Consider the following 12333-nt stretch of genomic DNA (forward strand, 5'->3'; position numbering starts at 1 on the left):
GGCGTTTAGCAATCTTCCGTTGGGCAGCTGATATTTTCGTCGTACATCCACGGTCCGGCGTAGTGGGTCAGAGGATGCTGATAGCTCACCCACTGCTCGTCGACCTGGCGATGCATCAGGCACGACGCCGGAGAGAGGTCGTAATACGGACGTGTATCTTCATGAAAATAGGGCACCTGGTGGACGGTTCCCGGGATGGTGGAGATGATGGCCTGGCGATACTGGGTCATGGTCAGGCTGTGGTTATGGCCGCAGAAAATGCGCGTCAGCGACGGGAAACGTTCAATCAGCGCCAGCAGACGATGGCCGTTTTCGCAGGCGATAGGGTCCATCTGCGCGTTGCCCAGCGGCAGCGGCGGATGATGCATAAACACCGTCGCCGGTTTATCGCCGCCATCAAACAGTTGAGCCTCAAGCCACTTGATGGTTTCCTCGGTCAGCCAGCCTTTCGACGTACCCGCCCGGCTGGAGTCGATAAAAAGCAGGCGAGTGGCAAAATCGTCTACCGCGTAGTGCATGTTTTGCGCGTCGCGGCCGAGCTGCGGGCACAGCGGATGCAGGTATTCCAGAAACAGCGCTTTATCGTCGTGGTTGCCGGGAATGAGATACAGCGGATAGTTCAGGCTGCCGAGGATCTGGCGGGCGACCTCATACTCTTCCGGGCGGCCGCAGTTGACGATATCGCCGCTCACCACCACCGCGTCCGGACGCTCCTGCAGGGCATTCAGCTGGGAGACGACGTCGGCATTGGCGGCGTTGACGTCAATAAAGCCGTACAGCTTCTGGCCGCGGCTGCGGAAATGGGTATCGGAAATTTGCGCTAACAGCATGAAGAGCTCCTTATTTGATCCCGGAGAAGCCGAAGCTTCGCAGGAACTGTTTCTGGAAGAGGATGAAGGCCAGCATCAGCGGCAGGCAGACCATCAGCGTGCCGGCGCCAATGATGCCCCACTGGCCGCCGGATTCGGCGCCCATGGCGAACGAGACCAGTCCCACGGTCAGCACCTGTTTGTCCGGGTCGTTCAGCATCATCAGCGGCCACAGATACTCGTTCCAGTGGTAGGTAATGCTGACGGTGGCGAAGGCCAGCACCGACGGCCAGGACATCGGCAGCAGCACGCGGAACAGCACCTGCCACCAGCGACAGCCCTCCATCAGCGCCGCCTCTTCCAGCTCTTTGGGGATGGACAGAAACGCCTGACGCATCAGGAACACGCCGAACGCCGAGGTGAAGTAGGGCATCATTACCCCGGTGAGGGTGTTGAGCAGGCCGAAGGTTTTCAGGGTCAGCATGTTCGGCACCATCATCACCACCGGCATGATCATCAGCTGGACGAGGAACATCAGGAACAGCGTCTTCTTGCCGCGAAACTCGTGGCAGGCGAAGACGTAGCCGGCGGTGGTGATGGTCAACAGCTGCACGAAGAAGGTGCCGAAGGTGAAGATAAGGGTGTTGGCGTAGAGGCTCAGCCAGTCGGCGCTGGCCCAGGCATCACGGAAGTTATCCAGCGTCAGCGGCATACGGGGCAGCAGCGAGGCCATATCCTCGCCGAAGGTCGTGGCGCTGAACGAGGTCGCCAGCATCCATAAAAACGGACTCATCCACAGCAGCGCCAGGCAGCACATTAATACCGTGAGCGTAAAGGGCTGCGAGCGGCGCAGGCGCAGCCAGAGTGGGCGCGATGCGCTGTGCGATCGCAGCGCCAGCGGCGAGATTTCAGCGCTCATAGTGCGCTCCTTTCTCCAGCAGTTTGAGGTTAATCAGCGAGAAGGCAAACAGCCCGGCCAGCGTCAGGAAGGTGGCGGCGGAAGCTTTTCCTAAATCATGGGTGTCCCAGGCGAGGTTCTGGATGTAGTAGAGCAGCACGGTTGTGGCGTTATCCGGCCCGCCGCGGGTCATCACCGCCACGTGGTCGATCTGGGTGATGGAGTAGATCAGCGCCGTGGTTATCACAAAGCTCAGGGTCGGGCGCAGCAGCGGCAGCGTGACCTTAAAGAACACCTGCGTGCGGGTGGCGCCTTCCATGATCGCCGCTTCGCGCGTGGAGGCCGGAATGCTTTGCAGCCCGGCGAGGAAAAACAGCATGTAGTAACCGGCGAACTTCCACACGCCAATCAGCGCCAGCGCCAGCAGCGCGCTATTGCTGCGCCCCAGCCAGTTGTTGTTCATCGGTCCGAACAGCTTCGCCAGATAGTGGTCGAGCAGGCCAAGGCCGGGCATAAAGATAAACAGCCACAGCGCGGCGGCGCTGACCATCGGGATAATCATCGGGAAGAAGAAGGCGGTGCGCAGCCAGCGGTTGACGCGGTGATTCTCGGTCAGGGCGACCGCCAGCAGCAGGGCGAGGGTCACGCCCGGTACCACCGTCAGCAGGATATAAAGCAGGTTATTCGCCAGCGACTGCCAGAAGACGCTGTCGGTGAACAGACGACTAAAGTTCTCCAGCCCGACATACTGGCCGCCGTCGCTGACCATGCGGGTATCGAACAGGCTATCATAGACCGATCGCCCGAGCGGGAACCAGGTAAACAGTAATAAAAACAGCAGGGAAGGCGACAGTATCAGCCAGGGGAGCCAGGTTTTTCTCATGGTGGCGGACGTCTCATTCAGGCGTTTGTAGAAGCCCGGATTGTGAGAAGGATTGACTGCAAACGTATGGCGGGGAGATGACGGTTTAATGACCAGGGAAACAAGCGCCGGGCAGACGGGCCGCCCGGCATCATCCCGGTCAGTGGCGTTCAGGCCGCGCGGCTGCGGCCTGAAGCATGACGAGGGTTGATCAGAAGTCGGCTTTCAGCACCACGCGGTAGCGGGCCTTGCCCTCGCGAACGTGCTTCAGCGCCTCGTTGATCTGCGACATGGGGAACAGCTCGGTGGTCGGCGCGACTTTGCTGCGTCCGGCGAATTTCATCAGCTTGCGCAGCTCGGATGGGTTGCCGGTGGCCGAACCTGAGATGCTGCGGTCGCCGCCAATCAGGGTAAAAGCGGGGACCGGGAACGGCTTCATTACCGCGCCGACGGTGTGGAAGTTGCCGCCGTACGCCAGCGCTTCAAAGTACGGCTGCCAGTCGAGGTCGACGGCGACGGTGTTGATAATCAGGTCGAACTGGCCGGCCAGCGCCTTTAAGGCTTCGGGATCGCGGCTGTTCACCACACGATCGGCGCCCATTGCCAGCACTTCCTGCTCTTTCGCCGGATTGGAGCTAAAGGCGGTGACTTCCGCGCCCATCGCGTGCAGCAGCTTGATGGCGATATGGCCGAGGCCGCCAATGCCGATGACGCCGACGCGGCTGTTCGCCGTGACGTGATGCATCAGCAGCGGTTTGAAGACGGTAATGCCGCCGCAGAGCATCGGCCCGGCGGATTCGAGATCGACGTTTTCCGGCAGCGGGATCACCCATTGCCAGTCGGCGCGTAGCTTATCGGCGAAGCCGCCGCGGTTGATGATGGTGGGCACCGAGCCTTCCAGACAGTTCACGTGGTTGCCGCTGATACAGGCGTCGCAGTGGCCGCAGCTGCGCGCCGTCCAGCCAATGCCGACCTTCTGGCCAACCTTCAGCCCCTTATCCTGCGCCGCGCTGCCCAGCGCCGCCACCCGGCCAATCACCTCGTGACCGGCCACCAGCGGATAGCTCGACATGCCCCATTCGTTGTCGATCATCGACAGGTCGGAGTGGCAGATCCCGCAGTACTCCACCTGCACTTCGACATCTTCCGGCTTAAGGTCGCCGGCATCGTACTCCCACAGCGACAGATCGGCGCCCGCTTCTTTGGCGGCGTAACTTTTAATAGTGCTCATGACAGTTTCCTTGGGTTTGGCGTAGTTAAGAAGGAAGTGTAGAGCATGGGGCGAGGGGACGCCTGGCAGAAGGAGGGGGGAAGGGGGGTTATAGAGGAGGGAAAAATGTACCCTGAAGAGGCTAACACACTGAGCCGATGAAAAATTCATCACTTGGTGGCAGGTGAATGCAACGTTGCTTGCATGGCAGCGTATGACAGGTATAATCCAGAACGTTTTCCGTATCCTTTCCGTGCCGGAGTGGCGAAATCGGTAGACGCAGTTGATTCAAAATCAACCGTAGAAATACGTGCCGGTTCGAGTCCGGCCTTCGGCACCATTAGTACTTCCAAGACCATCCGAGAAAGTCCAATTATCCCTTAAAAATCAATGCAATCAGCGATTTTTACGTCCTGAGTCGTCCGAGGTTGTCCGTTGAAATCCGGATGTCATTGGGGGCATAATTGGGGGCATCTTAACTTCGATTAGAAATGTGCCCCCAAATGAAGCTCAACGCCAGGCAGGTAGAGACCGCAAAGCCCAAAGACAAAACCTACAAAATGGCCGATGGTGGTGGGTTGTATCTTGAGGTTTCAGCCACGGGTTCTAAATACTGGCGCATGAAATACAGACGCCCCCCAGACAAAAAAGAGGATCGCCTGGCATTTGGTGTGTGGCCTACTGTAACGCTTGCTCAGGCAAGAGCAAAACGTGATGAAGCTAAAAAGCTGTTAGGGCAGGGGGTTGACCCAAAAGCTGAACAGAAGGAAGCTCAGGCTGAAAACGCTGGGGCATATACTTTTGAAACTATCGCCCGCGAATGGCATGTCAGTAACAAGAGATGGAGTGAAGACCATCGATCGCGCGTTCTCCGTTATCTTGAGCTTTATATTTTCCCCCATATCGGCTCGTCCGACATTCGGCAGCTCAAAACCAGTCATCTCTTGGCTCCGATCAAGAAAGTTGATGCCAGCGGCAAGCATGATGTCGCCCAGCGCCTGCAACAACGTGTCACGGCCATTATGCGCTATGCCGTACAGAACGATTACATCGACTCAAACCCTGCTAGTGATATGGCCGGTGCGCTATCGACAACCAAAGCACGACACTATCCGGCGTTACCTTCCAGCCGCTTCCCTGAATTTCTTGCGCGTCTTGCTGCATACCGTGGCCGAATGATGACTCGGATTGCTGTAGAACTTTCTTTACTCACTTTTGTTCGTTCCAGTGAGTTACGCTTTGCGCGGTGGGAAGAGTTCGACTTTGAAAAAGCAATATGGCGCATACCAGCAAAGCGGGAAGAAATTAAAGGCGTGCGTTACTCTCATCGTGGCATGAAGATGAAAGAGGAACACATTGTTCCGCTTAGCCGACAAGCTATGGTGTTATTGGAACAGCTTAAGCAAATTAGTGGTGATAAAGCGCTGCTTTTCCCCGGTGATCACAATGCTGCGAAAGTTATGAGTGAGAACACGGTTAACAGTGCCTTGCGCGCGATGGGTTATGACACGAAAGCCGAAGTTTGTGGGCATGGATTTAGGACTATGGCGCGCGGCGCGCTTGGTGAATCAGGCTTATGGAGCGATGATGCGATAGAACGGCAGTTGAGCCATTCAGAGCGTAATAATGTGCGTGCGGCTTATATTCATACGTCCCAGCATTTAGAAGAACGACGGTTAATGGTGCAGTGGTGGGCTGACTACTTAAGTTCTAACTCTAACAGCTATATTACACCGTTTGAATTTGCAAAAGAAAAATATACATAGTTGATAAAGTGCGAGGCCTAAGGGCCTCGCAAATATTATCTAACCGCTATGAATTGCATGATTCTGTTAAACATCATTTTTTCTTCACTAGATAACTTTAAATTTAACCTTATTATATTTCTGCATAAGGTATATAAATATCCTCTTTTTCCATGGGTATTCTCAAGCATAGAATTGATATATTTGGGATTATAATCATTATTTCTGATTGCAGAGTTATACCAGTACAATGCATCACTTATCAGGCCCTTATCTGTGAAATTTGTATTTTCACAGATTTTGCCATGTAGGTTCGCTAAGGTAAATTCCGCATTTAATATAGTTTTATCCCTTTTACCATCTTCATATGCTTTTTTCGCAAAATCAATTGCTTCTCGAAGATTACGTTCACCTTTCAATACTTTGCCCATGGCCTTTGCTCTTTGTAACCAATAGTCTGGCTCATGGCTAAGGATAGGTTGTAAATCCTCATATAATTTTATTATTAATCTGCCGGCACCTTTTTTTCGTGAGAATAATAAATTTATAGTGTCAAACATTATCATTTTTTTTCCTGTGTCTTCATGCTGTTTGTTATTTAATAATGTTTTGATAACTTCAAGTAAAATCTCTTTTGTAGAATCATACCCTAAGGTAATAAATTGCTGATTTATTTCTTCCAACAACCATGATCTTGAGTTTGAAACTATTTTAAATCGAGATTTATGATTCACCTCTAATTCGTTTGTTGGCATTAACTCAATGATTGGTGTGTATTTAATAGCAAAGTCCTGTGCTTCTTTGTTGCCGATATTTATAAGTCTACTCAAAGAGATATATACTTTATCAAGTATGGCTAGTAAAACTAAGCACTTGAAATCAGTTGGTGTGCATTCTTTTTTTAAATAAATTTTTTGTTTGATCTGTGGGTAGATATTTGCTGTTTTGAATGTGCTTTCAAGTATGTTTGTTTTTTCTCTCCACTCAACGATACCTAATGAAGATAGATTGCGATTTAATGCGATCATCTCTACGTTATTGAGAAAATTAGGTAGTTCGAAGAAATTATTTTCGATATCAAAAGTTGAAAATGTATTAGCTATGTCAACTTCTGTGGAATTACATGCAATTACAAAAGAGGTGTTGTTTTTTAACAAATCTGGGATAGCTGTTCTAATCACAGCGGCTTCTTGATACGTAATTACATTACTATCAATAAAGTAAATTGAATTCTTTAATGAGCACATCCTTTTTATATCATCTATATTTAAAGATGTTACGGAAGGGAAATAGTAGCTTTTTTTGTTTTTTATTTTTATAGATAGGTTTTTTAATAGTAGCGTTTTACCGGAAAATCTTCGTCCCTTGATAACAATAACTGTGTTCTCAGCTATCCCTTTTGAAATATCTTTTTCCCGAGAACGCTCTATTATATATGAAGGGATTGAAAAATATTTTTGGCTACCATTCTCATCTCCTTCTCCTTGTAACATGAATTTAATATTCATGTTTTTATCTGAGGGGATGAGCTGCATGCTTTCAGACTGATATTTTTGGAGAGAAGCACCGCTGTTATTATCAGCTAGTGCAAGACACTCATTTACTAAATGATAAATATCATCATAGTCATTAAGTCTACAAATGACATTAATCCCATATTCTGCCAGTGTATCTATTTCAACTTCGTCGATATCGTCTTTAGTAACATAGATTCGTTTAGAGTTTATTAAATTATCTTCCGTTACCCCTGATACCGCATACATGATATCCAGTTCTCTATCCAAACTGCATCCAAGGTATAAGAGATTACTCTCAAGAATGTCATTTTTAAGAGCGGTTAAAATATGATCATTCTTTGTTAGGCTCCTAATGTATTGCTTTTCCGAAAAAATTAAACTGCTTTCCTCTTTGTATAAAGTTTCTTCGTTGGCACATCCATGTATTTTATATAGCAAGTTAATATCTTGAGCCTTTTTATCAAGCTCTTTGTATGGTAGTACCTTGGTTATGTTTCTATTAGCCCGCTCGATACCATCGTCAATATTTAAAGTGTAGATGTATTTCCAGTTTTGTTTAAGAAATGTTCTTCTGACGCCAGATATATTCACTTGTGTGAAATTATTTCTTATATCTTCAACAAAGTAACTTCTGGGTACATACTTTTCATTAAGGTAATATCTTGATATGGCTTTAAAGCCCATGCTTTTTATTTTTTCTATCTTCTCCGGTTCTAGTACCCCCGCTTTTTTTAATGTGTATAACATCATTTGTATTAAGGCATTGCCATCAGGGACCTTCCCATTAAAAGCTTCGCTGCCTTTTGAAAATCCGGCACCTATGACAGGAATTATTCCGCCACCAGAAAAACAAGCGGTCAAAATATTTTTAAATTCTTGAGAGTTGACGTTTAGTATTTCCATTTTATTTCTCGAGTTTTAATTTGTTTGATGAATGATAAATCGAAATAAATAAACTATTATAAATGTCATATTGAAGATATGATCAAACATTGAGATTTACAATAGCAATAATTTAAATGCGTTTTGTATTATTTCAATTTGTAATTATGATCACTATTTCTATTTGTTTGGGCGCTATTTTCACGCTGTAACTACTACAAAAGTAGCGCGATATGCTGATTTATGAATATATCCAAATCAAGTTAGCTTGATGACTATGCTTGGCAGCGCGATTCTAAACATAGCGAACATATGCAAACCAAGTATTCGATGCCCTTCACATAGAGATGATTCAAATGGAAGCGCGAGTCTTGACGACATTCTTGAATAGATTAATTTAAACGGCTTTAGGCGCGCAGTGCTTTCCCCGCCTCGCCTGCACGCTTCGTGCAGGAGCAATGCGATGCTCAGGCTGCCGCATACCCAAATATGTCAGAGAAATAGCAGCTTTAGAAGTGATACAATGGACGCCGAAATGGCAGTTTTCAATCATGCTCAGGGTGGCTTTTCCTGTCTCCACGCGTGACCGCCTCAGAAACTCAGCACGCCCCTGAACAGCAACGCGCCACCCACCGACACTCCCGCGAATCCGCACAGCGCAGCGACGCGCTCAGGCCGCCAAATTAAATATCATTAAATAAATACTTTACCGCTGGCGCGCAGTGTTTTCCCCGCCTCGCCTGCCCGCTTCGTGGGGCGGTTTTCATGCAGGTGCATCGACAGGCTCAGGCCGCGCCGGGACAGGGGCCGGACAGGAATAACAAGGCGAGGAAACGCATGCAAAACCATGCACCCTGTGGATGCATGGCTTAATTCGGGAAAAATAGCGGTATTTTCGGGGATTTTTTGCGGAGCTACTTACTGGCCAGTTCCGTGCGCCGGCGGGCATAAATCAGGCTCTGTGCGGGGGTGTATTTTTCCTGATTATCCACCCGCGAAGCCGCGTCAGGCCTGAATCCGATGGCCGTTAAAATATCGCTGTCTTCTGCCGAATAATTAATTTCTTCACCGGTACTCAGCCACACGGACAGGGCTTCGCGCAGGTAATGCGCCGAACGGTCGAGCGCATGGCCGGTCAGGAGTGCGGGCTGCTGGCTGAGTCCCATCAGCTCCGGGGCGAGCGTGGCCGCCAGTTCAGTACCGTGTGCCTGCATAAAGTCATTCAGCCGGTTGCGGATACTGATGCGCTGCACCGCTTCATGAGAGCGGATATAGCGCCCGGCGGCCTGATTAATTTCCCATTTTTTAACATCGATAATGTCGCGCAGTTCCTGCATGACTGCCGGGATACGTTCATCCCCGGCCAGCACCTGCTCGCGGTATTCCTGCTCTGCGGCCGCCAGTTCGGCTTTACGGTTCAGCCAGGCGGTTTTGTTATTCTGACAGGCCTCAAAGGCCTGCTGTAGCGTAATGGCGGTCATGGTCAGTTCTCCCCTGATTAATGGCGGTATGGCGAGCTGTAGCAGCCCTGCACTTTACGGGGGGCCGGAGGTGTGACCGGCTCCGCGACAGGCGGCGTTTTCTCCGCCGGAGGACGGATAACCTCGTCAATGGCTTCAGTGGTGCGGAACGTCGCCGAGCACTCAATATTGGTGCACTGGTGGTAGCGCTGTTTGACGTTCTCTGACAGATAGCGGGAGGTACGGGTATGCGCTGACTTTTTGCAGAACGGACAGTGCATCATGGCAGCAGCCCCCACGCTTTCAGGTCAGCCTCTCTCTGGCGCATTTTCTCCTGCCAGACCTTACGCTCGCCGGGCGTGCTGGCGGCGTCGTGGTCCATATGCGGAAGCGCGACGGCCGGGAAGCCGGTCAGGGAGAGCACCGGCTCATCGGCTGGCGTGACGGAGAAGGCGCTCACTTTCCCGGTAAGGAAGGTGACCACCTGCTGCATGACCTCCTTCTCCGGTTCGATGTAGCCCTGATGGCCGGTGGTGTTGGCGAGCGGATTTTCCATCACCTCTGCTTTCAGCACCATCGCCCGGACCAGTGGCCCGAGAGTGTCATTCAGCGCGCGGTTAAGCTCTTCCTCAGCGTATTTACTCAGCACAGCATGATGCGCCTGCCGGAATGTCTTTGCGGTGCTGTTGCAGGCGACTTTCAGCTGGTCACGTTCAAAGGCCAGCACTTCGGTCAGGTTGTCACATTCCTGAGCCAGCTCACGACGGGCCACGCGCTCGATATGGCCGCTTTTCAGCTCATCGGTCAGCATGGCGCCCCCGGCACGGAAAGCGGCGCGCCAGGTGCGGGTATCGCTGCCGTTGTCCTGCTTCAGCTCTGCTTTCTGCTCCTCCGCGCGGGTGATGGCCGTCAGGGTGTCCTCCATCCGGCGGGCCTGTTCAAGATGGGCCGCTCTGGCTGCGGCCAGTCGCTCCAGCGCCGGTTTCAGGTAATCAGGGATAAAGGTGGTGTCGGTCATGGCAGGTTTCCTCGTGGTTTCAACATGAGGTGATTCTGCCGGGGCACACACAACAACACGACCTGTTGCGGTTGTGGCAGTGCTGGCACAAACAGGACGTCAAAACACGGCTTGCCAGAGAAAGGTCTCAGGAAAAACGTACTCACCGTTTGTTTTTTTACTATTAACTATTCACCACTGTTCACCATAAGAAAAAATATAAGTAATACAGTAATATAAAGGGTGAACAGTTGAGGGGTTGACTGTTCACCGTCTGTTCACCACTGTTCACCCTGGCTATTTATTAACCGCTGACCGTTTTTGAGATACTTAGAATTATTTGGGATAAATAATTAATTTAAAATTCCATTTAGTAATTAATCGCTTTGCCAACAATGGCCAATAACGGTCAATAATGGCCAATATAGGCCAGCACCTTTTTTTGATTAAAAATTAGCCTGTTGTGTGGTGAGACACCACAAAATGACTTGTTGCCCTCAGAGAAAATATTCACAAAATAGAGAGCTACCCGAGGCCGGACGGACACGACCGGCACTGTATGGACTTTATGAGGTAGCCCGATGCACACCGCTTTTTCTTCCCCGTCTTCTGCCCCTGCCGCGCCGCTGATGCCGGTTTCTGATGCCGTTCAGGAGCGCTTTATTCGCCTGCCTGAAGTGATGCATCTGTGCGGGCTGTCCCGCTCCACGATTTACGATCTCATCAGCCGGGAGGCTTTCCCGAAACAAATCTCCCTTGGCGGAAAAAACGTGGCGTGGGCGCAGTCGGAAATCACCGTGTGGATGGCTGACCGTATCGCCGAACGCAACCGGGGCTATGACGCATGATGATGCCCGTTCCGCAAAAAGCCCCTTTTTCTGGCTTGCTTCCCTTCGCCGTTTCCAGGTATAGTTTTATCGCTGTCGCAAAATCGGCAGCCGGGCGTAGGAACCCGAGTTACTCAATGGCGACACCAGACGCGCCATGCGTCTTTTTTTACGTCGTTGCTCAGGCACACCCATTTTTCGGGCTGTGGTGTTTATGCACGCACCGCAGTTCCGGCAAGATAATGGTGGCCCGGGCGGGGCAGCCTTCGGGCTGGCCGGTACCCATTGAGGCCGGTATTCCTACCCCCGTCCGGGTCACCACCCATGAGTGTAGGAACTCCGGTGGTGGCAATAACCGCTACTCAATGGAGGCTGCCATCATGGCTACTATCCTCACCCCGTCACACCCGCAGTTTGTCTTTGTGTTTGCCGCCGTTCGTCGCGCAGACCGTCAGCCCCGTATCTGTATGCTCCGCGCCGTCGCCGGGGATGAACACGCCGCACGCCTTTCCCTCGTCCGCGATTACGTCCTCTCGTTTGCCGGTCGTCTGCCGGTGGCGGAGGTGCGCTCATGAAACAGCCCGCTATCACCGTCAAAGACCTTGAATGCCTGGAGCACCTGCGTAACGTCGGCCAGTTCGTCGGCGAGCTGATGCAGGTGCAGGACTGTACTTCCCTGCGTCGTGACCCGACTCAGCAGTTACAGCTCACCTCCGTGATTTACCTGATGACCGCCCAGCTCGACGGCGTGGTCGAGCGCTGCAACCACCGCTGGTTCACCGGGGAGGGCAACGTATGAAAACGCCATTACCGCCCGTATTGCGCGCTGCCCTGTATCGCCGCGCTGTCGCCTGTGCCTGGCTGACCCTGTGCGAACGTCAGCACCGCTATCCCCACCTCACCCTCGACGCGCTGGAAAGTGCCATCGCCGCCGAGCTGGAGGGCTTCTATCTGCGTCAGCACGGCGAGGAAAAAGGCCGTCTGATTGCCTGTGCATTACTGGAAGATTTGATGGAGGCCGGGCCGCTGAAAGCCGCCCCGTCTCTGTCCTTCCTCGGGCTCGCCGTGATGGATGAGCTCTGCGCCCGCCATATCACATCGCCTGTACTGCACTGAGGGAGACAAT

Annotated in this window: 13 protein-coding genes, 1 tRNA gene and 1 pseudogene; 7 read left to right on the forward strand and 8 right to left on the reverse strand. The window is 51.6% G+C overall.

What is annotated here, in order from left to right; genetic code table 11:
* Positions 1-5: 5 nt before the first annotated feature.
* The 4 genes from IYV58_RS02885 to ahr form a co-directional block, all read right to left on the reverse strand.
* The gene (locus IYV58_RS02885; RefSeq protein WP_142445955.1) at positions 6-830 is read right to left on the reverse strand and encodes a phosphodiesterase; all 825 of its coding nucleotides are present in this window, start codon (positions 828-830) and stop codon (positions 6-8) included.
* 10 nt (positions 831-840) lie between these two features.
* Positions 841-1728, reverse strand: coding sequence for a carbohydrate ABC transporter permease (locus IYV58_RS02890; protein ID WP_032694864.1), 888 nt, complete (start codon positions 1726-1728; stop codon positions 841-843).
* Positions 1718-2590: a carbohydrate ABC transporter permease gene (locus tag IYV58_RS02895; protein WP_142469201.1), complete on the reverse strand. Its 873-nt coding sequence runs from the start codon at positions 2588-2590 to the stop codon at positions 1718-1720. The genes IYV58_RS02890 and IYV58_RS02895 overlap by 11 nt, the downstream gene beginning before the upstream one ends.
* A 190-nt stretch (positions 2591-2780) precedes the next feature.
* Positions 2781-3800 (reverse strand): NADPH-dependent aldehyde reductase Ahr, encoded by a 1020-nt coding sequence (gene ahr / locus IYV58_RS02900; RefSeq protein ID WP_004108819.1) that lies wholly within the window; start codon positions 3798-3800, stop codon positions 2781-2783.
* 234 nt (positions 3801-4034) lie between these two features.
* Between ahr and IYV58_RS02905 the strand changes: the two genes are divergently transcribed.
* A tRNA-Leu gene (locus IYV58_RS02905) sits at positions 4035-4119 on the forward strand.
* 163 nt (positions 4120-4282) lie between these two features.
* Positions 4283-5545, forward strand: a complete 1263-nt coding sequence (locus IYV58_RS02910; protein ID WP_195729403.1) for a tyrosine-type recombinase/integrase — start codon at positions 4283-4285, stop codon at positions 5543-5545.
* Positions 5546-5580: 35 nt separating this feature from the next.
* Here IYV58_RS02910 and IYV58_RS02915 read toward each other — a convergent pair whose 3' ends face one another.
* The 4 genes from IYV58_RS02915 to IYV58_RS02930 form a co-directional block, all read right to left on the reverse strand.
* On the reverse strand, positions 5581-7944 hold the full coding sequence (locus IYV58_RS02915; protein WP_142631144.1) for an SIR2 family protein: 2364 nt from the start codon (positions 7942-7944) through the stop codon (positions 5581-5583).
* 893 nt (positions 7945-8837) lie between these two features.
* The gene (locus tag IYV58_RS02920; RefSeq protein WP_195729404.1) at positions 8838-9404 is read right to left on the reverse strand and encodes a phage polarity suppression protein; all 567 of its coding nucleotides are present in this window, start codon (positions 9402-9404) and stop codon (positions 8838-8840) included.
* 17 nt (positions 9405-9421) lie between these two features.
* On the reverse strand, positions 9422-9667 hold the full coding sequence (locus IYV58_RS02925; protein ID WP_023339332.1) for an ogr/Delta-like zinc finger family protein: 246 nt from the start codon (positions 9665-9667) through the stop codon (positions 9422-9424).
* Entirely contained in the window at positions 9664-10401 is a 738-nt protein-coding gene (locus IYV58_RS02930) for a hypothetical protein (protein WP_064173414.1), read from the reverse strand. The genes IYV58_RS02925 and IYV58_RS02930 overlap by 4 nt, the downstream gene beginning before the upstream one ends.
* Before the next feature lie 560 nt (positions 10402-10961).
* Between IYV58_RS02930 and IYV58_RS02935 the strand changes: the two genes are divergently transcribed.
* The 5 genes and pseudogenes from IYV58_RS02935 (at position 10962) to IYV58_RS02950 (ending at position 12323) form a co-directional block, all read left to right on the forward strand.
* Positions 10962-11228, forward strand: coding sequence for a helix-turn-helix transcriptional regulator (locus IYV58_RS02935; RefSeq protein ID WP_195729405.1), 267 nt, complete (start codon positions 10962-10964; stop codon positions 11226-11228).
* A 116-nt stretch (positions 11229-11344) separates the two neighbouring features.
* Positions 11345-11563, forward strand: a pseudogene (locus tag IYV58_RS28460) (ash family protein); the annotation flags it as partial.
* 24 nt (positions 11564-11587) lie between these two features.
* Positions 11588-11782: a host cell division inhibitor Icd-like protein gene (locus tag IYV58_RS28465; RefSeq protein ID WP_265090822.1), complete on the forward strand. Its 195-nt coding sequence runs from the start codon at positions 11588-11590 to the stop codon at positions 11780-11782.
* Entirely contained in the window at positions 11779-12006 is a 228-nt protein-coding gene (locus IYV58_RS02945; protein ID WP_004098168.1) for a hypothetical protein, read from the forward strand. The genes IYV58_RS28465 and IYV58_RS02945 overlap by 4 nt, the downstream gene beginning before the upstream one ends.
* Positions 12003-12323, forward strand: coding sequence for a DUF5375 domain-containing protein (locus tag IYV58_RS02950; RefSeq protein WP_004098169.1), 321 nt, complete (start codon positions 12003-12005; stop codon positions 12321-12323). The genes IYV58_RS02945 and IYV58_RS02950 overlap by 4 nt, the downstream gene beginning before the upstream one ends.
* Positions 12324-12333 lie beyond the last annotated feature (10 nt).

Origin of the sequence: Klebsiella sp. BDA134-6 (genome assembly GCF_015601345.1) — a bacterium.
GTDB classification, from domain to species: domain Bacteria; phylum Pseudomonadota; class Gammaproteobacteria; order Enterobacterales; family Enterobacteriaceae; genus Klebsiella; species Klebsiella grimontii.

Excerpts from the sequence above, each read along its gene's own strand:
- IYV58_RS02885 (WP_142445955.1), bottom strand. The coding sequence starts at position 830 with ATGCTGTTAGCGCAAATTTCCGATACCCATTTCCGCAGCCGCGGCCAG.
- IYV58_RS02890 (WP_032694864.1), bottom strand. The coding sequence starts at position 1,728 with ATGAGCGCTGAAATCTCGCCGCTGGCGCTGCGATCGCACAGCGCATCG.
- IYV58_RS02895 (WP_142469201.1), bottom strand. The coding sequence starts at position 2,590 with ATGAGAAAAACCTGGCTCCCCTGGCTGATACTGTCGCCTTCCCTGCTG.
- ahr (WP_004108819.1), bottom strand. The coding sequence starts at position 3,800 with ATGAGCACTATTAAAAGTTACGCCGCCAAAGAAGCGGGCGCCGATCTG.
- IYV58_RS02910 (WP_195729403.1), top strand. The coding sequence starts at position 4,283 with ATGAAGCTCAACGCCAGGCAGGTAGAGACCGCAAAGCCCAAAGACAAA.
- IYV58_RS02915 (WP_142631144.1), bottom strand. The coding sequence starts at position 7,944 with ATGGAAATACTAAACGTCAACTCTCAAGAATTTAAAAATATTTTGACC.
- IYV58_RS02920 (WP_195729404.1), bottom strand. The coding sequence starts at position 9,404 with ATGACCGCCATTACGCTACAGCAGGCCTTTGAGGCCTGTCAGAATAAC.
- IYV58_RS02925 (WP_023339332.1), bottom strand. The coding sequence starts at position 9,667 with ATGATGCACTGTCCGTTCTGCAAAAAGTCAGCGCATACCCGTACCTCC.
- IYV58_RS02930 (WP_064173414.1), bottom strand. The coding sequence starts at position 10,401 with ATGACCGACACCACCTTTATCCCTGATTACCTGAAACCGGCGCTGGAG.
- IYV58_RS02935 (WP_195729405.1), top strand. The coding sequence starts at position 10,962 with ATGCACACCGCTTTTTCTTCCCCGTCTTCTGCCCCTGCCGCGCCGCTG.
- IYV58_RS28465 (WP_265090822.1), top strand. The coding sequence starts at position 11,588 with ATGGCTACTATCCTCACCCCGTCACACCCGCAGTTTGTCTTTGTGTTT.
- IYV58_RS02945 (WP_004098168.1), top strand. The coding sequence starts at position 11,779 with ATGAAACAGCCCGCTATCACCGTCAAAGACCTTGAATGCCTGGAGCAC.
- IYV58_RS02950 (WP_004098169.1), top strand. The coding sequence starts at position 12,003 with ATGAAAACGCCATTACCGCCCGTATTGCGCGCTGCCCTGTATCGCCGC.